Source organism: Neptunitalea lumnitzerae (assembly GCF_027924185.1).
Taxonomy (GTDB): domain Bacteria; phylum Bacteroidota; class Bacteroidia; order Flavobacteriales; family Flavobacteriaceae; genus Neptunitalea; species Neptunitalea lumnitzerae.
Window position 1 is genome coordinate 1,208,371 of record NZ_BRVO01000001.1, and the last position, 22,009, is coordinate 1,230,379.

General features: G+C 35.3%; 20 protein-coding genes. 11 read left to right on the plus strand and 9 right to left on the minus strand.

Annotated elements, in window-relative coordinates; genetic code table 11:
* Positions 1-51: 51 nt before the first annotated feature.
* Genes rodA through purH form a run of 6 tightly spaced genes read right to left on the minus strand, consistent with a single transcriptional unit; the run spans position 52 to position 7,176 of the window.
* Positions 52-1,338: a rod shape-determining protein RodA gene (gene rodA, locus Y10_RS05370; protein WP_281764335.1), complete on the minus strand. Its 1,287-nt coding sequence runs from the start codon at positions 1,336-1,338 to the stop codon at positions 52-54.
* A complete protein-coding gene (mrdA, locus tag Y10_RS05375; RefSeq protein ID WP_281764336.1) occupies positions 1,335-3,212 on the minus strand; it encodes a penicillin-binding protein 2 in 1,878 nt (625 codons plus the stop codon). The genes rodA and mrdA overlap by 4 nt, the downstream gene beginning before the upstream one ends.
* 3 nt (positions 3,213-3,215) lie before the next feature.
* Entirely contained in the window at positions 3,216-3,725 is a 510-nt protein-coding gene (locus tag Y10_RS05380) for a rod shape-determining protein MreD (RefSeq protein ID WP_281764337.1), read from the minus strand.
* The gene (gene mreC, locus Y10_RS05385) at positions 3,718-4,548 is read right to left on the minus strand and encodes a rod shape-determining protein MreC (RefSeq protein ID WP_281764338.1); all 831 of its coding nucleotides are present in this window, start codon (positions 4,546-4,548) and stop codon (positions 3,718-3,720) included. The genes Y10_RS05380 and mreC overlap by 8 nt, the downstream gene beginning before the upstream one ends.
* Positions 4,549-4,558: 10 nt before the next feature.
* Positions 4,559-5,587, minus strand: coding sequence for a rod shape-determining protein (locus Y10_RS05390; RefSeq protein ID WP_281764339.1), 1,029 nt, complete (start codon positions 5,585-5,587; stop codon positions 4,559-4,561).
* Positions 5,588-5,643: 56 nt separating this feature from the next.
* Positions 5,644-7,176, minus strand: coding sequence for a bifunctional phosphoribosylaminoimidazolecarboxamide formyltransferase/IMP cyclohydrolase (gene purH / locus Y10_RS05395; protein ID WP_281764340.1), 1,533 nt, complete (start codon positions 7,174-7,176; stop codon positions 5,644-5,646).
* A gap of 147 nt (positions 7,177-7,323) precedes the next feature.
* Between purH and Y10_RS05400 the strand changes: the two genes are divergently transcribed.
* Positions 7,324-8,577, plus strand: a complete 1,254-nt coding sequence (locus Y10_RS05400) for an ABC transporter permease (protein WP_281764341.1) — start codon at positions 7,324-7,326, stop codon at positions 8,575-8,577.
* Positions 8,578-8,729: 152 nt separating this feature from the next.
* Here Y10_RS05400 and ade read toward each other — a convergent pair whose 3' ends face one another.
* The 3 genes from ade to Y10_RS05415 are packed head-to-tail and all read right to left on the minus strand — an operon-like array spanning position 8,730 to position 11,834.
* Positions 8,730-10,355, minus strand: coding sequence for an adenine deaminase (ade, locus tag Y10_RS05405; RefSeq protein ID WP_281764342.1), 1,626 nt, complete (start codon positions 10,353-10,355; stop codon positions 8,730-8,732).
* A 56-nt stretch (positions 10,356-10,411) separates the two neighbouring features.
* Entirely contained in the window at positions 10,412-11,422 is a 1,011-nt protein-coding gene (locus Y10_RS05410; protein WP_281764343.1) for a transglutaminase domain-containing protein, read from the minus strand.
* A gap of 10 nt (positions 11,423-11,432) precedes the next feature.
* Positions 11,433-11,834, minus strand: a complete 402-nt coding sequence (locus Y10_RS05415; protein WP_281764344.1) for a carboxypeptidase-like regulatory domain-containing protein — start codon at positions 11,832-11,834, stop codon at positions 11,433-11,435.
* A 248-nt stretch (positions 11,835-12,082) separates the two neighbouring features.
* On the opposite strand from Y10_RS05415, the gene Y10_RS05420 reads away from it, so the two are divergent.
* From Y10_RS05420 to Y10_RS05465, 10 genes are all read left to right on the plus strand, one after another.
* Positions 12,083-12,511, plus strand: a complete 429-nt coding sequence (locus Y10_RS05420) for an OsmC family protein (RefSeq protein WP_281764345.1) — start codon at positions 12,083-12,085, stop codon at positions 12,509-12,511.
* 11 nt (positions 12,512-12,522) lie between these two features.
* Positions 12,523-14,220: a single-stranded-DNA-specific exonuclease RecJ gene (recJ, locus tag Y10_RS05425; protein WP_281764346.1), complete on the plus strand. Its 1,698-nt coding sequence runs from the start codon at positions 12,523-12,525 to the stop codon at positions 14,218-14,220.
* 71 nt (positions 14,221-14,291) lie between these two features.
* Positions 14,292-15,524 (plus strand): AAA family ATPase, encoded by a 1,233-nt coding sequence (locus tag Y10_RS05430; protein ID WP_281764347.1) that lies wholly within the window; start codon positions 14,292-14,294, stop codon positions 15,522-15,524.
* 5 nt (positions 15,525-15,529) lie between these two features.
* On the plus strand, positions 15,530-16,108 hold the full coding sequence (locus Y10_RS05435; protein ID WP_281764348.1) for a hypothetical protein: 579 nt from the start codon (positions 15,530-15,532) through the stop codon (positions 16,106-16,108).
* Positions 16,109-16,335: 227 nt separating this feature from the next.
* Positions 16,336-18,099 (plus strand): T9SS type A sorting domain-containing protein, encoded by a 1,764-nt coding sequence (locus Y10_RS05440; RefSeq protein ID WP_281764349.1) that lies wholly within the window; start codon positions 16,336-16,338, stop codon positions 18,097-18,099.
* A 75-nt stretch (positions 18,100-18,174) separates the two neighbouring features.
* Positions 18,175-18,531, plus strand: coding sequence for a hypothetical protein (locus Y10_RS05445; protein WP_281764350.1), 357 nt, complete (start codon positions 18,175-18,177; stop codon positions 18,529-18,531).
* A 66-nt stretch (positions 18,532-18,597) separates the two neighbouring features.
* Positions 18,598-19,884 (plus strand): MFS transporter, encoded by a 1,287-nt coding sequence (locus Y10_RS05450; protein ID WP_281764351.1) that lies wholly within the window; start codon positions 18,598-18,600, stop codon positions 19,882-19,884.
* Positions 19,885-20,009: 125 nt separating this feature from the next.
* Positions 20,010-20,771 carry a threonine/serine exporter family protein gene (locus Y10_RS05455; RefSeq protein ID WP_281764352.1) on the plus strand — a complete coding sequence of 254 codons (762 nt, stop codon included), beginning with the start codon at positions 20,010-20,012 and terminating at the stop codon, positions 20,769-20,771.
* Positions 20,772-20,773: 2 nt separating this feature from the next.
* The gene (locus Y10_RS05460; RefSeq protein WP_281764353.1) at positions 20,774-21,286 is read left to right on the plus strand and encodes a threonine/serine exporter family protein; all 513 of its coding nucleotides are present in this window, start codon (positions 20,774-20,776) and stop codon (positions 21,284-21,286) included.
* 199 nt (positions 21,287-21,485) lie between these two features.
* Complete coding sequence (locus Y10_RS05465; RefSeq protein ID WP_281764354.1) at positions 21,486-21,989, plus strand: hypothetical protein; 504 nt, start codon at positions 21,486-21,488, stop codon at positions 21,987-21,989.
* Positions 21,990-22,009 lie beyond the last annotated feature (20 nt).

Sequence of the window (22,009 nt, forward strand, 5' to 3'; positions counted from 1 at the left end):
ATTTAATAGATGCATTGTAATTCAGTTGTTTATGGGTGGGGATGGCTGATTTTACATCCACTCATTAACCCTGTTGGCGTCTAATTTTAAAAATATAAAAAGTAAAATAGTAAAGCCCCACAGGCCAGAACCTCCATAACTAAAGAAGGGTAACGGAATACCAATAGTAGGTAATAAACCAATAACCATACCTATGTTTACCATAAAGTGTATGGTAATAATTCCGGCTACTGAATAGCCATAAATTCTACTAAACTGTAGCTTTTGCCGTTCTGCTAAATAGATGATTCGTAATATGAGTATAGAAAATAATACGACTACTGCAGTGGTTCCAAAAAGTCCCCATTCTTCTCCCACAACTGAGAAAATATAGTCGGTATGTTGCTCTGGTACATAATTACCTCTGGTACGTGTACCCTCTAAAAATCCTTTTCCAGATACGCCACCAGAACCAATAGCGGTTTCAGATTGGTAGGTATTATAACCAATATCTCTTTTTAACTGTTGTAGTTTTATGGGGTTTTGCTCAAGGCGTAGCCATAATCTAAAACGGTCTCTGTGGTGCTGTTTAAATACGTTTTTGTAAATAAGTGGCGTGCCTAAAGAGATGGTAGTACTCATTAAAAAAAACAAAACTAACGGCAGTATTTTTACCTTTCGGTCTCTGCTTTTTCTAAATATAAAATAATATGCGGTTAGCAGTAAAGCTATGGTAACAAGCGTAATTACCGAGCCAAATTTTATAGTAACAATAAATATAATAGCTAGTGATAACGCTAATAAAATATAAATACCTGGTAAGCCCTCTCTGTACATTACATAAATAAATATGCTATATACCAACGTGCTTCCTGGGTCTGGTTGTAGCAGTATTAAAAACGCAGGAATACCTATAATAATCAACGCTTTCAATTGGTCTTGCCAATGCTTTATATTGGTCTGTATATCGCTGAGGTATTTAGCAAAGGCTAATGAGGTAGCTATTTTAGCAAACTCAGAAGGTTGAATTGTGAAGCTTCCTATCCCATACCAAGCTCTAGCACCATTTACATTTTTACCTAATATAAAAAGTCCGGCTAACGATATCATTGCAACAATGTAAATAACACTGGCAAACCGTTCATAAAACTTAGCTTCAATGGCTAGTACAAATAATATAATAACAAGGCTTAGTCCAATAAATATAAGTTGTTTGCCGTAAACGCTATCAATATTGAATTGTTCAATTTCATCTAAGGGTACAGAAGCAGAGTAAATGTTTACCCAGCCAAATAAAACCAGAAGAACATAAATTAGAATACTTAACCAATCTATTTTTTTTACTACGGTACTGCTCATTCGTCTTTGTCGGTAAGGCCTTCAGGGTTTAAATATTTGTTGTATTCGTCTTCTAAACTACTGTTTAGCATTCGTTTTTCAAGGTCTGTTCTAGATATTTCACCATGAATATACTTCTCAATCATTAAAGAAGCAATAGGGGCAGCATAGGTAGAACCCCAATAACCATTTTCAACAAAAACAGCTACTGCAATTTGCGGGTCTTCAATAGGTGCAAATGCTATAAAAATAGAGTGATCTTTTAATTGGTATCGCTTACCGTCTATTACGGTAAAATTTTCTGCGGTACCGGTTTTACCACCAATATTAATACCAGCAATGCGAGCCCCTCTAGCTGTACCAATATTAGAATTATATACCTCAAACATTCCTTCTATAATAGCATCGTAATGTTCAGCGGCTATAGAGGTGTATTTAGGTTTGGTAAAATTCTCGTCGGTAATAGGTTGGTTGTTGATTTCTTTAATAATGTGAGGCGTATAATAATGCCCTCTGTTGGCTATGATAGCTGCCACATTAGCCAACTGAATAGGAGTAGTTAAAATTTCTCCTTGTCCAATAGAGTTAGAGATGCTATTAGTAGCAAACCAACGGTGTTTACCATACATGCGGTTGTAGGTGGCACTATCGGGTATTTTACCTTTTCTACCAGTGGCAAGGTCGTTATGTAAATAATCTCCTAGGCCAAAACTTTTCACGTGGTCAGACCATACTTGCATACCTTCGGCAGCAGTTGGATATTTTTCAATAGTTTTACGGTAAGCATTAGCAAAATAAGCATTACAACTTCTGGTAATACCATTTTTAAGATTGTTTACCGTACCGCTAGGGCAGTGACATGCCATAAATCTGTTTCTACCATAATGGTAGCCATGGTAGCAAGTAACTTTAGTATTTTGGTCTATAACGCCCTCTTCAAGAGCAATTAACCCATTGATAAGTTTAAACGGAGAACCTGGTGGGTACTCGGCTAATAAACCTCGGTCAAATAAGGGTTTTGCAATAGAGTCGTTATATAATTTGGTGTAGTTTTTAGAACGTTTTCTACCTACTAAAAGGTCAGGATCGTAGTAAGGAGCACTTACCAAAGCAAGTATTTCACCACTCTTTGGGTCAATAGCCACAATACCACCTCGTTTGTTTACCATTAGTTGTTCCCCATAAGATTCCAAGGTTTCGTCAATGGTAATGGTAAGGTCTCTACCTTGTACGGGGAGCGTATCGTAACGCCCGTTTTTGTACGGACCTATAACTCGGTTATAAATATCCTTTTGAATAAAGTTTACGCCTTTTTTACCACGTAAATCATCTTCGTATACTTTTTCTACACCGCTTCTACCAATAAGTTCTCCTTGTTGGTATCCTTTTTTATTTTTGGTTTCCCAATCGTTTACTTCAGAAATATACCCCAATACATTAGCGCCAGACGTTGTTTGATAGTCACGTAGCATACGTTTCTGTACATAAAACCCTGGGAATTTGCGCATTTTCTCTTGAATACCGGCATATTCTTTTTTGCTGAGCTGTTGTACAATTACAGAAGGTAATTTAGGAGAGTAGCGAATAGCTTTATTCATTCTATTGTCAAACTCTTCTCTTGTAATATCAAGCAGTTTGCAAAGCTCTAGCGTATCAACTTTGGTAACATTTCTAGGTATCACCATAATATCATACGCAGGGGCATTACTCACCATTAACTTGCCATTTCTGTCGTAGACATATCCTCTTTCAGGATAGTGGTATTTGGAGTCAATTGCAATGTCATCTAAAAAACCATAACTCACCTCATCATCTAGCACCTGCAAGTACAATAGACGGCTAAAAAAAGTAATAGCCAATACTAAAATAAACGCAGATAAAGCAATTCTTCGCATATCTTATTGTTTTTTCTTGAACATGGAGATAGAAAACAAAATTAGTACCAATGTAAGTATACTGGATAATAAAGTTTTCTGAATCACATACATCATATTTGCAAAGCTAAAACTCTCAATAAAAAATAAGGTAAGGTGATGTGTTAAAATCATCAAGGAGATATAAATCAATCTTTGAGAAAATGGTGACTGTGCAATTTTTTGTCCTTGTTGTTGGTAACTTACCCCAAAAGAAAAACGCATATAAGGTTTTCTAAGGTAGCCTATAAGTACACTTGCGGCTGCATGTGCACCACCGCTGTCGCTAAATAAATCTACAGATAGGCCTAATAAAAACGATAAGAAAATAAATAGTAGCCTATTATCTTTATCGCTAATAGGAAAGGTAATGATAAAAAGAATGTATAGATACGGATTGATATATTGCGATAAATTAATAGTGTTTAAGAGTGTTACTTGTAGCAACACCAATACAATAAAACGTACGCTTTGTAATAGAACGGCATTATTCATTTTCAGTAGTTTCTAGGAGTTGTTCTATTTCGTTTTTATCTTTATTTTCTATAATGTATACATAACCAACGTTGGTCATATCATTGTTTAATTTTACATCAATGATATAAGCATTACCAGATTGGTTAAACGTAAACTTTTCAACAGTACCTACTAAAATACCTTTAGGAAAGATAGAAGACATACCACCAGTAATAATAGTGTCTCCTATTTTTATATTGGCTTGCTTAGGGATGTCTGTTAATTGTACTTTTCTATAATCCTTTTTTTCGTTCCAACTTAACGTACCAAAATGGTTGGTGTTTTTAAGGGAAGCATTGATTTGGGAATTGGTATTTAAAACCGATTGAACCACAGCATAATTTGCAGAAGTGTTTTCTACAATACCTATAATACCGCCAGAGGTAATAACTCCCATATCTTCTTTAATACCTTGGTGAGAGCCTTTGTTAATTAGCAGGTAGTTTTTAGGTGCTTTATAGCTGTTTTTGTATACTTCTGCTCTGTGTAATACATAATTGGTTGTACTATCAGTAGAAGAGGTTACTGTACTATCAATTTCAGAAATACCATTTTTTAGTAATTCCTCTCGCAATCTAATGTTCTCATCAATAAGCCTGTTATTATAGGTTTTTAATGAAAAGTAATCAGAAATATTTGTCACAGTACCGTAAACACCGCCACTAATAAAATTAGCAGAGTTTATAAAAGTACTTCGGTGAAAAATATGAGAATGAATAGTAATTCCTAAAGAAAAACAGAAAAGCAGCAGAAATAGCAAAAAGTTTTTATTTCTAACAATAAAAATGATTATCTGCCGCATTCAAATACTATTATTTTATTAAGATGTTTTTAAATCTGTCTAAATTTTTCAAAGCAATACCTGTACCTCTAACAACCGCTCTTAGTGGGTCTTCTGCAATGTACACAGGAAGGTCAGTTTTTTGTGAAATACGTTTGTCTAAACCTCTAAGCATAGAACCTCCACCGGCTAAATAAATACCCGTATTATAAATATCGGCTGCAAGTTCTGGTGGTGTTTGCGATAAGGTTTCCATTACCGCATCTTCTATACGAAGAATAGATTTATCTAAAGCTTTGGCTATTTCACGGTACGATATCATTACTTGTTTAGGTTTTCCTGTTAACAAGTCTCTACCTTGAATAGACATTTCATCTGGCGGCATTTCTAAATCATCAGTAGCCGATCCGATGTTGATTTTTACTTTTTCAGCAGTTGTTTCACCAATGTATAAGTTGTGTTGCGTACGCATGTAGTAAATAATATCGTTGGTGAAAACGTCTCCTGCAATTTTAACCGATTTATCGCATACAATACCCCCTAAGGCAATTACTGCAATTTCGGTAGTACCACCCCCTATGTCAACAATCATGTTTCCTTTAGGTTGAATGGTATCTATCCCGATACCTATGGCTGCTGCCATAGGTTCGTGAATAAGATATATTTCTTTTCCGTTAACACGTTCTGCAGATTCTTTTACAGCACGCATTTCTACTTCTGTAATTCCGGAAGGTATACATATAACCATTCTAAGAGAAGGTGGTAATATCTTTTTCTTTAACGCAGGGATACTTTTAATCAAACGATTAATCATTTGCTCCGATGCGTCAAAGTCTGCAATTACACCATCTTTTAGTGGTCTTATTGTTTTTATATTCTCATGGGTTTTACCTTGCATTAAATTGGCTTCTTTTCCAACCGCAATTATTTTTCCCGTAACTCTGTCCCGTGCTACAATAGACGGGCTATCCACCACCACTTTATCGTTGTGAATAATCAAGGTGTTTGCTGTACCAAGGTCAATAGCAATTTCCTCGGTAAAGAAATCAAAAAATCCCATGTATCCTTTTTCTCGTTTTTTTTATTGTGTTTACCTTATTTATAAAGGTAGTAAAATTAATGTTTAAAATGTCTAACTCCTGTAAATACCATTGAAATATTGTGGTTGTTACAGTAATCAATACTTAATTCATCTTTAATAGATCCTCCTGGTTGAATAACACTAGTGATTCCTTCATTTCCGGCAATCTCTACACAATCAGGGAATGGGAAGAAAGCATCACTTGCCATTACAGCTCCATTTAAGTCAAATTCAAAAGATTTTGCCTTTTCAATAGCTTGTCTAAGAGCATCTACACGACTTGTTTGCCCTGTTCCGCTAGCACAAAGTTGTCCGTTTTTAACCAATACTATGGTATTAGACTTAGTGTGCTTACAAATTTTAGAAGCAAACAGTAAATCATCTAACTCGGTTTCAGATGGTTTATTGTTAGTTCTGTATGTTAAAATATCTTTAGTGTCTGTAATGGTGTCTTTGTCTTGAACTAAAACCCCGTTAAGGCAAGTTCTAACATTAGATTCTGGTAATTCATTTGTTTTTTGAATTAATAGAATTCTGTTTTTCTTACCTTTTAATATTTCTAAAGCTTCTTCGCTATACGAAGGTGCAATAACTACTTCACAGAATAAGCTATGGATTTCTTCTGCAGTTGCAGCGTCTATTTCTTTATTGGTAATTAAAATACCACCAAATGCAGAAACAGGGTCTCCTGCTAGGGCATCTAAATACGCTTGTTTAACAGTAGCTCTTGTTGCAACACCACAAGCGTTGTTGTGTTTTAAAATAGCAAAGGTAGGATCGTCATTTACAAACTCATTGATTAAGTTAACTGCTGCGTCTACATCTAATAAGTTGTTATATGATAATTCTTTACCGTGTAATTTATCAAACATAGCATCAAAATCTCCAAAGAAGAACCCTTTTTGGTGTGGGTTTTCTCCGTAACGTAATGCTTGTCCTTGGTGCTCACTTACTTTAAATACTACTTCTTCTTTTTCTGAGTTGAAGTAGTTAAAGATAGCTGTATCATAGTGAGACGATACTCCGAAAGATTTTGTAGCAAAACGTTTTCTTTCTGCTAGTGTGGTAGCTCCTTCGTTTTTAGTAATTACTTCTAAGAATTCAGCGTAATCTTCCATAGAAGAAATACAAACAGTGTCTTTAAAGTTTTTAGCAGCTGCACGAATAAGAGAAATACCTCCTATGTCAATTTTTTCAATAATATCCTGCTCAGAAGCTCCGCTTGCTACGGTTTTTTCAAATGGATATAAATCTACAATCACAACATCAATTTGTGGAATTTCATATTGCGCTAGTTCTTCTAAATCCTGCGGATTGTCTTGTCTGTTTAAGATACCTCCAAAAACCTTTGGGTGTAAAGTTTTTACTCTACCTCCTAAAATTGATGGGTAACTTGTAACATTTTCTACAGGAACCACACTAATACCAAGGTCATTGATGAATTTTTCGGTTCCACCTGTTGAATAGATGGTAACGCCAAGTTCGTCAAGCTTTTGTACGATAGGTGCTAATCCGTCTTTATTAAATACTGAAATTAATGCTGATGATATTTTTTTTACTGTATCCATTTGTAATTAATAATAAAGTGCAAAAGTAATTTTTTTTACTGAATATAATAGTGCTTAATTCAGGTAAGTGCAACATTATAGGAACTTTAAAGGATAAAAAAAAGTTTTTTAAAAATATACTGCTCTGCAGTGTTAAAATTGTAACATATGCTAATCTATTTTCGCGTTTTTGGAGAGAGTTTCAATTTTGCCATTAATGCATTACGCAATAATAAATTACGAACGTTTTTATCGTTGCTGGGCGTAACCATAGGTATCTTTTCTATTATTGCGGTGTTGGCTGCGGTAGACTCTTTAGAGCGAAATATAAAAGAGAGTTTGTCTGGTATTGATAAAAATACCATGTATTTAACCAAATATAGCTTTGGTCCTACAGAGGTGCCTACTTGGCGACGTGATAATTTTCCGCAGGTAACTTATGAAGAGTTTGAGTATTTGCAACGTAATGTTGGAGATATTGATGCTATTAGTTATACCATTTTTGGATTGAATGAATCGGTGAAATACCAAGGGAAAACCATTAGCGGAGTGCCTGTAGTGGCGGCTACTAACGATATTGCAGAAATTGAAAATGTAAAAATTGATAACGGACGTTTCTTTTCAGAGGTAGAGTCTGTAACCGGTGCGCCAGTGGTTGTGTTGGGAAATACCTTAGCAGAAAACCTATATGGAAGTAGTAACCCAATGGGGACTGTAATACGTGTTTTTGGTAGAAAACTAACAGTGATAGGAGTGTTAAAGAAGTTTGGAGAGGGTATGGGAGATTCTCCTGATGAAAAAGTGTTTTTACCTGCTAATTTTGTGAGGAGCTTTACAAATGGTGGTGCCGAGGGTATCCCTGCGGCTATTGCTCTGCGCCCTGTGAAGGGTGCCGATCCGGCAGCGTTTGAAGAGGTGCTAACACAAAAGTTAAGAGCTAAAAGAGGGTTGAAGTTTGAAGATCCTGATGACTTTTTCTTGAATAAGATATCAATGTTTACCGAATTGATTGACGGAATCATTGCCATGCTAACTTTAGTAGGTGCTGTTATTGGAGGATTCTCTATTGTTGTTGGTGGTTTTGGTATTGCTAATATTATGTTTGTTAGTGTGAAAGAACGTACCAATTTAATTGGTATTCAAAAGTCTTTAGGAGCTAAACGACAGTTTGTTTTATTCCAATTTTTGTTTGAAGCTATTGTTTTGTGTTTAATTGGTGGTGCTGCTGGGATTTTCTTAGTTTGGATAGCTACTCTTATTGCTAGCTCATTGGTGGGTGACTCTTTTGAGTTTGTGCTGTCTTTTGGAAATATCATTTTTGGTGGAGTAATAGCAATAGTTATTGGATTGGTTTCCGGAATTATTCCGGCATTTCAAGCTTCAAGATTAGATCCTGTGGAGGCTATTAGAACCGGAATGTAATTTAGAATTGTACCTTGTTTAGTTGATACTAAAAAGGCGTTTTTGATTTTATCAAAAGCGCCTTTTTTTATGATAGTGTTTTGTTTTCCTTTTATTTTTTCGACTTCAATAGCTGAAAATAAGGTTAATTTATAGGGTTGTTTGCGATGAAATTATACATTTAGAGAAGTAAACTCAAACTTTTTACCACTAAATAATCCTTTGTCAGATAGTTTTAGGTCGGGTATTACTAATAACGCCATAAACGATAGTGTCATAAACGGAGCTTTTAAAGTGCTGCCCAATGCTTTGGCATGGGCGTCTGCAGTTTCATATAAGGTGCCCGTTTCCCAACCATCTTTATCACTAATAATGCCGGCAACAGGTAAAGGAAGTACCGTGGTCTTATGAGAATCAGTAGCACAAATTCCTCCAGTATTTTCAATAATAGTATTTACTGCTTTGCATAGGGCTTCGTCTGAAGTTCCTACAGCAATAATGTTATGGCTATCGTGCCCAACAGAACCTGCTATAGCACCTTCTTTTAAACCAAAATTTTTAATAAAAGCAATGGCTGGAGGTGTGTTGCTGTACCTATTTACCACCGTCATTTTTAGAATGTCGTTTTCTGTATCCGATACCAAATTACCGTTTACCACCTTTGGGGTGCAGTGAATTTCGTTGGTAATAAGCTCTCCATCTAAGGCTTCAATTACTCTAATTGGGTTGGTTGTTGCTGCACTTAAGGTAAAGTCGGAAACTGTTTTTAAAGAAGTGTTGAAATTATTAGGTGTATCAAAAGCAACAGGATGAATATCTGAAGTACCTTCTTTAGCTACTACCGTACCATTTATATACGTTTCTAAAACTTTAAAATCTTTTAAGTCTTCTACAATAATAAAATCGGCGGCATCACCTTCTTGCAACAGTCCAATGTTCATGTTGTAATGTTTCACCGGGTTTATGCAGGCTGCTTGTAATACTTTATAAACATCTACACCGTAGGCTACAGCTCTTGCACAAAGTTGGTTTATGTGCCCTAATACCAAATCATCTGGGTGTTTGTCGTCTGAACAAAACATCATGTTTTTGTAGTTATCAGCCAATAGTGGAATTAAAGCATTAAAGTTTTTAGCGGCACTTCCTTCTCGTATCAATATTTTCATGCCCAACTCTAATTTTCCTTTTGTCTCTTCGTAGGTAAAACATTCATGGTCGGTAGTAATACCAGCCGAAGCATATTTTTTAGCATCGTCTCCCATGAGTCCGGGCGCGTGCCCATCTACTGGTTTGTTGTAGTGTTTAGCCCATGCTATTTTTTTAAGTACTTCTTCATCATCAAATAAAACTCCGGGATAATTCATCATTTCTGCCAAATAATAAATATCTGGAGATGCTAATAACTCTTTAATGCCATCGGAGTCAATGACGGCACCGGCGGTTTCAAAATTTGTAGCCGGCACACATGAAGGAGCCCCAAAGTGAAATTTGAAGGGTACTTTTTTCCCGTTTTCTATCATAAATTGTACACCTGGTACGCCTAAAACATTAGCAATTTCATGCGGGTCTGAAATAGTACCCACAGTACCATGAATAACCGCCAAACGTGCAAACTCAGAAGGTACTAGCATTGAGCTTTCTATATGTATATGAGCATCTACAAAGCCGGGTAGAATGTAATTAGACACGGTGGCATCTATTTTTTCTACACGCTCTATTTTTCCTTCCTTAATGGTTACTTGAGCTGCATAGGTAGTTTTGTTTGTAATGTCTACAAGGTTTCCTGTAACGGTGTACATAGTCTTATTATTTTAAGTCTTAAAATAACAAAAAATTAGCCCATGCATCAAATAAATTAATTCACAACTTTTACGGTATGTGTAGAGATAAGGGCATCGTTAATATAAAGATGTACATCGTAAAAACCACGATGCTTAAAAATGTAGTCTATATGTAGCGTGTTGCGATGAACGCTAAAAGATTCTGGTGCTACCTCAAAGGTACTGCTACCATTGTCAATAGCTAGCGTTACCTTATCTACGGTTACCGAATCTAAAAGTTGTAAGGAGTAGCTGAAATGTTCATTTTTTTTAATGTCATATCGCATTTTTTCAGGCGAGCAATACAATGCCAAATTGCTGTAGGCACTTCCGTAAAGCTGAGGTGTTTTTAAAAACGTATTAAAATTGGTCGTGGTGTTTTCAAGTAATAACCATCTGGGGTCTTCAGGATAATGATTGATAGCCATTAGTTCTGGTTCAGCCAAAAAGAAACCATCGTTATATTTAAACATAAAGTAATTCGTAGCTGGATTAGGAATGCCTGCTGCCCAAGTAGGATCGCACAAATACCATTTTTCATTTAAGTAAACAGCATTCCATGAGTGGTTGGGTGCGGTAAGTTTATCCACATCAATAGTACTGGTGCGGGCATAACCATTTACAATTTCGCAAGGTATTTGAGCCTGTTGGGCTAATTGTTGTAATAGGTAAGAATAGCCGGTACAAATGGTACGATGCTTTTTAATAAGTTGTTGAATGGCTATGTGTTTAAACTTTTGGTTCCATTTAGTTAGCTTTTCAGGATTGTTTTTAAATTGGTGGCGTTTGCCCATATTACGGGCATACAACCCATAATCGTTAGCAATGTTTATACAAACCCATTTATAAAGCGCTCGGAAACGTTCTACATCGGTATCTAAGTTAGCGGTAAGTTTCTCTGTAAGTTGTGGGATGTTTGTTAAACGCTCGTTTTTATAAACAAGAGCTAAGCTGTCTGCCTTTTTAAAGTCTATATGGGCAAAGTCGCTTTTTTGTGCCTGCGCCTGAAATATAAAAAGGAGCGTAAAACAATAGAAAATTTTCATGAATACATCCTTACTCTTTAGATCGTTTAGATTTATAAGGTTTCTCAGAGTTAGGTGCTCCGGTAAATGTTACATATTCTTCTTCTAAAGTAACTTCAATAAAGCTGGTGTCGTCTTTTAATTTTATCTCCTGAGTTTTAAAACCCAAATAACTTATTACCAGTACATCACCTGTACTTAGTTTTTTAGGAAAAGTAAAGGCTCCATTTTTGTCGGTTACGGTACCTTCTGTAGAACCTTTTAATGAGATGCCTACATTTTCTAACGGGCCATCGGCAGCAGATACCTTTCCGGTAACAGTACGTTCAGTGGTTTGTGCCTGTAGGGTGTTTGTTAGGCAACCCATGCACATAAATAAAATAAAAACACCTAAAGTTTTTATCGCGCTTGTGGTAATTGATGTTGTTTTCATACGAGTTATATTTTTGTTACACTAAAACTAATAGCTGTATGTATACTTTAAAACCTACAGTTAGGGAACATGGCATTTGAATGAGGGAATGCACCTCATTTATAAAAAGCTTTCTTTTTAAAGATACAAAATTAGAAGATTACACCGTGTTTTTTTAACGGTTTGAAAAAGTGGGCGGTAAGGTTTATAGTAAGCTACTGCCAATTTTATTCCGTAACTTCGCTATTACAAATAAAATACTTTGCACTATGAAGAATACAGTAACAACCAAGTGGTTGGGCGATATGAAATTTGAAAGTGATAACCCAAGTGGTTTAAACTTAACTATTGATGCTGGAGAAGAAAGTGGCGGACATGGAGAAGGATACAGACCTAAGGCACTTATGTTGTCTGCTTTAGCTGGTTGTAGTGGTTTAGATATAGCATCGTTAATAAAAAAAATGAAGCTAGAGGTAGAAGAGTTAGATATTGTTACCAATGCAGAACTTACCGAAGAGCACCCAAAGTATTATAATAAGGTGAGTATTGACTATAATTTCTACGGAGATAACCTAGACGAAAAGAAGCTGAAAAAAGCAGTTGACTTATCAGTAGATAAATACTGTGGCGTTATGGAAATGTTTAGACAGTTTGCTGAGGTTACTATTAATATTAATTACAAACCTGCTAAAAAATAAAGAGCGCACCTATGCGTTGGAAACTTCAACCCAAACCTGATGCAGATAAGGTACAGCATTTGCAACAAGCTTTAGGGGTAGATACTTTTGTGGCTACCTTATTGGTGCAACGTGGTATTGAAACCTTTGAAGCAGCTAAAGATTTTTTTCGTCCGCAATTAAGTCATCTTCACGATCCATACCTGATGAAAGATATGGAAAAGGCGGTAGCCCGTATTGAAGAAGCCATTGCGAATGGAGAACACATATTAGTATACGGAGATTATGATGTAGATGGTACCACAGCGGTATCGTTAATGAGTAGTTACTTGTTAAGTATTTACCCTGCAGTGGCTACCTATATACCAGATAGATATAATGAAGGTTATGGGGTAAGTTACCAAGGGATTGATTTTGCTTATGATAATGAGGTAACCTTAATTGTTGCCTTAGACTGTGGTATTAAAGCAGTTGAAAAAGTAGCCTACGCCAAAGAAAAAGGGATTGATTTTGTAATATGCGATCACCACCGTCCGGGAGCTACGGTACCCGATGCGGTTGCTGTGCTAGACCCTAAACAAGAAGATTGTAATTACCCGTATGATGAGCTATGTGGTTGTGGTGTTGGGTTTAAGTTAATACAAGCCTTAGCTGCAAATAGGGAACAAACCATTACCGATTTAATTCCGTATTTAGATTTAGTTGCTACGGCTATAGCGGCAGATATTGTGCCTATTACTGGAGAAAATAGAGTGCTGTGTTATTACGGACTTAAAGTAATTAATTCGCAACCCCGAGTTGGGATTAAAGCACTTATTGGGGAGCTGAAGAAAAAAGAACTTACCGTTACCGATGTGGTATTTATTATTGCCCCACGAATAAATGCAGCAGGGCGTATGGAACATGGGCAACACGCAGTAAACTTGCTTACAGAAACAGATGAAGCTCAGGCTACATTTTTTGCGAAGGATATTGAAGAGTACAATGCCAACCGCCGTAGTTTAGATGAACAAATTACACAGGAGGCCTTAGCGCAAATACAAGACCTAAAGGAAGAAAACAATAGTACTAGTGTTGTGTATGATGAAAGTTGGCACAAGGGGGTAATAGGTATTGTAGCTAGTAGGCTAACAGAAACCTATTTTAGGCCTACTTTGGTGTTTACTAAAAGTGGTGAGAAGTTAGCGGCTTCGGCACGTTCGGTACCAGGGTTTGATGTATATAATGCTCTGGAGGCCTGTGCTGATTGCATTGAACAGTTTGGTGGACACAAATATGCGGCAGGACTCACCTTGTTGCCAGAACAATACGATGTCTTTAAAGCTAAGTTTGAAGCGGTAGTAAAAGAAACAATAGATACTAAGCTGCTAACCCCAGAAATTACTATTGATGAGGTAATACCGCTAGAGGCTATTAATGCGAAGTTTTACCGAATTATAAAACAATTTGCACCTTTTGGTCCCGGAAATATGACACCTGTGTTTATGACGGAGCAGGTAACCGATACCGGCTGGGGAAAAAAGGTAGGCGAAACAGGAGACCATTTGCGTTTTGTGTTGGATGCTCCTTTGCCAGGAGAGCGCAAAAATTTAACCGGCATAGGTTTTGGTCTTGGAGATAAATATGAACTAATCACCCATAAAAAACCATTTGCTATTGCTTATACCATTGATGAAAATGAATGGCAAGGTACCGTAAGTTTGCAATTACGGGTTAAAGATTTGAGGTAGGTTTTTAGGGTTTGTAAAGGATTAGTAATGTATCCTATTACTTTTTCAGTATTTTTGATTAAATTTAAGTTATGACTAAGGTGAGCGATAAAGTAACAAATACATATATTGAAAAGGTACATCTTAATGGTTTTAATACTATTAAAAATTTGGATGTGTCTTTACAAAATGGTTTAAACATTATAATTGGAAAGAATGCCTCTGGGAAAACTAATTTCATGACTTTTTTGAATGAGATTTTCGAAGATTTGGAATTGCCAGTTATTGATTTTGATGTAAATGTGTATTTGAATGGGCGTGTAGAGTATGAGTATCGAGCTTATAGTAATGGTCAAGATTTGCAGGATATAGGAATTACTAGAATTAAGGATTTAAATAGTTTAAGTGAGAGTGTTAGTAAGACTGCTTACTACCTAGTTAATAATAAAATGGTGGAACCTCTAGATGTTATATCTAATGAATATAAAGTAAATAGGGTGTTGATAAAACATGGTGTTCCTTCTGAATATGATCTGGTTAATCATCCTTGGAACTTTAACGTTTATGAAGGGAATCGGTACAAGGGTATGTTGCCACTTTTAAGAAAATCTAGAGAGACGCCTTCTTTTGTATCTGATTTATCCCTTTCATTTTTTTTTAATTCAATAGGGTTACCTAAAGATCATGGATTAAAAAATATAGAATTGGTGAAAAGTACTATTAGAGAAACAGGTGAAGTTTTTTTTAAAAGTATTAAAGAGAAGTTAAAAAGATTTACATTAATTCAAGATGTCAGATTATCTGAGAATTTGAATCTTTTTTTTGATGATTCTAATGATTTACTTAGTTTAAATAATTTATTTCTTGAATTTTATGTAAATAACAATTGGTTGCCTTTTTCTAGTCTGTCAGATGGAACTAAAAGATTATTTTATATTATTTCAGAATGTAATAGTTTAAAATACAAGGGTGAAATTAAAATGAAAGATGATGTAGGAGTTAATTTTAATATTGATAATCGCAATAAGATTATTTTATTGGAAGAACCAGAGTTAGGCTTACATCCGCATCAGTTGATGAATTTACTCCAATTTTTAAAGGAAGAGTCTTTAAATAAGCAAATTATTATAACCACACATTCTCCAATGGTGTTAGATGTTTTAGATAAAACTGAATTGGACAGAATAATTATTGCTTCTTATAGTTTAGAGGAGAAGAGAACTTTAATGAGACACTTAAGTGAAGAGGAAAAAGAAAAGGCGCAGCTATACATGGAGGATGACTATTTAAGTGATTATTGGAAGTATTCAGATCTAGAAGAATAATAGTTATGGTAATAGCATTAGTAGGGGAAGCTCCCAATGATACGGATTCAATAGCAAATTTGCTTTCAAGAAAGTATGATTCGGGTTTTGATTTTATACCCTTACTGAATAGAACAAATGGTAGCGATTTGGATTCTCAAAAAACAAAAAGGTTACTACGAAACGAGTATGAGTTTGAAAAGCGAAAAGGAAATGCCATTGATGTTGTAATTTTTGTTAGAGATTTAGATGGGCTCGCTAGTAATAGTCATCAAAGAACTATTAGGGATGATTATTTTACTAATTTTAATAGTGTTGTAGATAGAAAGGGGATATACCTTTTAAATATCTATGAAATAGAAGCATTGATTTTGGCAGATATTAAAACTTTTAATGCTAAATATAATACTACTGTAGAACAAGTTGAGGATTCTATGTTAATCGAAGAGCCTAAAGAATTTCTAAGGGGGCAAAAAGTGGGGTATTTCGAATCTCATAACCCTGAAATATTCGGACTTTTAGATTTTGAAACGGTATATTCTAATTGTAATTATTTTAGTCTTTTTATAGATAGATTTAATAGGTTGATTAAAGATTTGAGGTAGGTTTTTAGGGGTAGACGTAGTTTAAGGTATATAAAATAAGTAATAAGGTTCATGTTGTATTAAGCTTAGGGTTTTAACAAATAAAGTGTCTAATTCTCAATGTTAAGTTTTTGATGTTAAGAATGTTTCATTTGTAATTACGCGTAAAAAAATCTTATATTTGGTAACTAACTGAAAACCAATACCGATTTTTTCTCGTATACATTTATGAGATAATAGCGATACCTATGATAGCCAACACCCAAACTCAGAAGCTTTGTACAGTCCTTTATTTGCTGTGTGCTTTCCTATTTAGTACAGGGGTGTATGCACAGTTAACTTCCAGAATTACTTTAGAAAATCAGGTAGCTGCAGCCTCTACAATAGTAGAAGGTAAGATTTTACATAGTGAGAGTTTTTGGGATGCTAACCAAGATAATATTTATACGTTACATACCGTAGAGGTAATTAAGAAATTTAAAGGCTTGGTGCCATCTACTATTCAAGTAGTAACTGCGGGTGGTACTGTAGGTTTAAATAGCGAAGAAGTATTTCCTGCATTGCATTTAAGTAAACAAGATGTAGGGATGTTTATGTTACAACCTAGTCAGGTCACTTTTTCCATAGATTTTGGTTTTCCGATATACGAAGTGTATAGTGATTTACAAGGGTTTTACCAGTACAATAGCTATTTAGATGCGGCTGCTAATAGTAATACGCAAGTAAAAGGTATTGCTACTTTGTATGCAAATATCATGCAATTAACCGGTGTAAAATACAATGTGGTTACAGCAGGTAAAGCTGGTGCAACAGATGCTACAGCGGCACCACAGGGTCCGTTAGCTATAACTCAATTACAGCCTTTAAATGTTACGGCGGGTACAGCCACAGTGATTACTATTAACGGTACTGGTTTTGGAAATACTCAAGGGTTTGTAAAATTTAAAGATTCAAATACAGGCGGATTAACAACTTATACAGCTTTAGATTCTCAAATTTTAAGTTGGTCTAATACTGAGATAAAGGTTGAAGTTCCCGCATTTGCTGGTAGTGGTTTAGTTCAGATACAAACCAGTAGTGGTAGTAGTATGAATTCGTTAGATGCATTGGATATAGTATATGCAGAAACTAATGTTATTAGCGATGCTGTTAATCCGGGTGATTTAGTGTCTTATCCCAATCAGCATATCAGTGTAGATAATGGGGGGTATCTTTTTCAATTGAATAGCAGTTTTGCTTCTAATTCCGAGGCTTTTAATAGTTTTAAAGATGCTTTAGAAGCGTGGACATGTGGAACTCAAATGAATTGGAAATTAGGGGTAACTACCAACCTGAATACAACAGCCACCGATGGAATAAGCTTGGTACGTTTTGATAATGGAAATGAATTGCCAGTAGGTATTTTAGGAAGATGTACCGTGAGAAGTTCTGGGTGTTTTTCTGGGAGTGGAATAGATTGGTATGTTACAGAAATGGATTTGCGCTTTGATGATGCTACCAATTGGAATTTTAGTCAAAATAATCCTTCTTTAAGTGAATTTGATTTTGAAAGCATTGCGCTGCATGAATTAGGACATGGAAGATTGTTAAACCATGTTATAGATACCCAAGAAGTAATGCATTATGCAATAACTCAAGGCGAGGTAAATAGAACTTTAAGTGTATATGATATTGATGGTGGAGTAGACATCCATTTAAGAAGTACCTTGGGAGGCTATTGTTCTCAAGAGGCAATGATGGATAAAGCATGTATAAATAATGTAACAAGTGTAAATAATAGTCAGGTATTTATATATCCTAACCCTGCCAATGATGTATTATATATTGATTTTGAAGAGGGGAATATTTTTAAACAAATTAATCTTTACGATGCTAGTGGTAGAAGAGTTTACAACCAATTTACTAATGCAGTGCAAAACAAAATAGATGTTAGTCTGTTAAGTACTGGGCTGTATGTATTAGAGTTGGTGGGTGAAACAGATTCACTAAAAAGAAAACTACTGATAGAATAACAGCTTTTAACATTTTATTATTTAGAATGAGTATAAATAATTTGTATCTTTGATAAGGTCAAGATACAAATGCTTATGAATAAGAATATTTATATACTTCACAGAAACGATTTTGGAATTGCTTTTATGTGGAAGAAGCCTAAAAAAGTAACTTCAGAAAAAATACAATTAATATTTAGAGATATAGGGTTTTACCTTACGTATAACGAGTTTAAAGAGTTTAAACAATGTGTAGCCGATACCCGCGACAGTATAGCAGATTGTGGTTTTGGCTGTTATGGTGATTGCCGATCATTATTGTTAAGAACGCCTTTAAAGCAGTTAGATGTGGCTATTAGTTTTGAAGAGTTAGAAGAGATAGAAGATTTGATACATGGAGCTCTGTTTAGAATACAGTTAGAATTGTATTTAGAGGAAGTGGCTAAAAATTAAAAATATTGATTCTCCTCATTTAAAAAATAGCTACTTTTCTTCCTTTATTGTTAGTAAATTCACTTCATGGAGAAACACGACGCATTTGCGGCCTTACGCTATAAAGAATTTAATGTTTTTCTAACCATTAGATTCGCCTTAATTTTTGCATGGACCATGCAATTTGTAATTATACAGTGGGAAGTATATCACCTTACAAAAGACCCTTTATCACTTGGTTATGTTGGTTTGGTAGAGGTAATACCTGCAGTATGTATGGCGTTATTTGCGGGACATTTGGTAGATAGTAATGAAAAACGCGGATTGCTTTTAAAAGTAATTGCAGGGTTTAGTGTAATAAGTTTGGCTATGTTTCTGTTAACATGGCCAGCTATAAATAGTAATTGGCCTAGTAACTACATATTGTATGGTATTTATGGTTGTGTTTTTTTAGGGGGCTTTGTACGCTCTTTTGTGGGGCCTACCGTATTTGCCTTATTGGGGCTCATAGTACCAAGAAAAATATACCCGAATGCAGCTACTTGGAATAGTTCTATACGTCAGGTAAGTTTGCTTTGTGGTGCAGCAGCTGGTGGTTTTACCATCCATTTGTTAGGTACGCATGGAGCTTTAGCTATTGTTTTTTTCTGTGTGTTGGTAGCATTTCTTTTTGCGCTAATGATTAAAAAACGAGCACTACCCGTAAAAAATACTACCGCTACAGAGCAGAAAGAGTCGGTTTTTTACAGTTTGGCAGAGGGTCTAAAATTTGTGTTAACCAATAAAATTATATTAGGAGTATTGGCTTTAGATATGTTTGCTGTATTGTTTGGTGGGGCGCGTGCCTTACTGCCAATTTTTGCCGAAGATATTTTAAAGGTAGGTTCTAAAGGTTTCGGTATTTTAGAGGCAGCACCCGCCGTGGGAGCGCTTATAACCATGGTTATTTGTGCCTTTTTACCGTTATATAAGAATACCGGGAAAAAACTATTAATTGCAGTTTTTGGTTTTGGGGTTAGCATTATCATGTTTGGGGTATCTACCAATTTTTACTTGTCTGTTTTTGCTTTGTTTTTAAGTGGAGTAACCGATGGTATTTCCATGGTGATACGACAAACAATTCTACAATTACGTACGCCAGACCATATGCGTGGTAGGGTAGCATCTGTAAATTCAATATTTATTAGTTCATCTAACGAAATGGGATCGTTTGAAAGTGGTTTTACCGCCAAGTTAATGGGTACGGTAGTAGCAGTTATTTTTGGTGGCTGTATGACGCTATTAACGGTTGTAGGTATGGCAGGAATGATACCACCTTTACGAAAACTTGATTTACAGAAAGATGTTTCTGAACATCAGGATGACGGAAAATAATCTTGTTCTTAAAGAACGACATTTATCAGTATTACTGGGGTATTATGTTGTAATTTTGACCTGATTTTTAACACAACAGTTCTACTTCAAATTTGGTAATTAATACATGGCTAAAATTGAGATGTATGAATAGAAATGAACCTTTACAAACAGGTACATTATTATTGGAAATAGGAGCCTTATTAATGACTTCTGGAGCGAATACCAATAGGGTAAGAGTAACCATAAAGCGTATAGCAGAAAGTTATGGTTATACAGCAGACTACCTAATAACTCATAGGGCAATTATGTTAACCCTTAGTAGCGAAGAGCAGCAAGAGTTTAATCAAATAAAACAAACCTATGGCTTTGTGCCTAATTTTAAGGTAGTAAGTGGTATTAGTAGGTTAAGCTGGGAAATAGCTAATGAGCAGGTTTCTCTAGAGGAAGCTGCTAAAGAGGTGGAGCGCTTAAAACAGCTGCCACATTATTCAAGATGGGTTATTTTGGCTGTAGTGGGGTTGGCATGTAGTTCTTTTTGCAGACTTGCAGGGGGTAGTTTTTTTGAAATGGCTATTGTATTTATAGCATCATTTACAGGGTTGTTCTGTAAGCAAGAATTGGGGAAAAGGCAAGTAAATGCTTATGTAGGTGTTTTTATGGCGGCTTTTGTAACCACATTAGTTACAGGAGGAGTGGCTAAATTTTTTAATTATGAACATGAGAATATTGCTTTTATTACCGCTATTTTATATTTAATACCAGGGATTCCTTTTATCAATTCAACCTCTGATATTCTAGATGGTAATTCTTTAAACGGGGTTGTACGTGCAGTTAATGGCTTTGCTATTTCTTTTGCTATTGCCTCAGGATTAATTTTTGCATTATTAATTTATAATTTAGTTTAGGAATGAATACATCGGTGTTACTAGAAAGTTGGATATGGTTTGGTATTGCAGCGGTTGGTTTTGCAGTTTTATTTAATGTGCCTAAACGTACATTGCTCCCTATTTTTTTAATGGCAGCCTTAGGAGGTACTTTAAAATTGATATTAGTACAAAATACAGAAAATGTAGTCTTAGGAACTTTATGCGGAGCCGTTCTGGTTGGTTTCCTAAGTATTTATGCTGCACATTTGCGTCATTCACCACCGTTTGTGTTTGCTATACCTTCCGTTATACCTATGGTGCCAGGCTCTTTTGCCTATCACACGATGAAGGGTGTCATAAAATTAAGTGGACACGTAAACGCTTTAGAGTTTAATAGTTTGTTACGCGAAACCGTAAATAGTGGCTTAAAAACATTGTTTATATTATTGGCTATTTCCATAGGTGTATTTGCACCTATGTTAATTACAAGAAGAAATTCGGCAAAAGAGATTAATATACGGATTCCCGTTTTGAAATCTAAACGAAAATCATAACTTTATAACATTATCAGAGTCAAGCAATAGTAATAGTTTGTTACGCTCCTTAGATGTTATCAGGTAAATTATTGATTTTAGTATGCTGAGTAACGGTTACAGCCTAAAATACCTACTATTGGGTATTTTATATTTGAGGAAAAAAAAGGAATATTGTTAGGAATACTTTTTAAGCCTTAATAAAAATAAATAAACAATTATGAAAGTTTTGCAAGTTTGCGGGAATTTAGATGTCCCGAATACAGAGGTAACGGTAAAAACTATGTTGCCTAGCTTAAAGCATGGAGGAAGTTACTCGTATGAATCGTTTTACAACCTTAGTGTGAGTGATGGTTCAACAGATTTCTACGTGATTTTAGGAGTTTTAAAAGTAACTTCTGAAGTGGTTGGTAAATTGGCCGATTATAAAACTGACGCCATTACTTTACAACAGGTAACCAATAGTAAATTTGATTATACGTCTACTACGGTAGAAAACCCTTTAAGTGTTTCAGTGGATTTAGCTGAGGTAGGGGTTACAGATACCATTCACTTTATTTCAATTCATGAGGATGACTTTGTATTAGGTGATGGTGGAGAAGAGGTTTTAACACTTATTAAAAGTAATATTTTAGATAACCTTTCTTCTGCTGATTACAAAGCTATGGTTTACCCTAAAGATGGGGATGGAGGTCCGCTAAAAACCGCAGGATGCGTTTTCTAGAAAATACAGTTTATATTAAA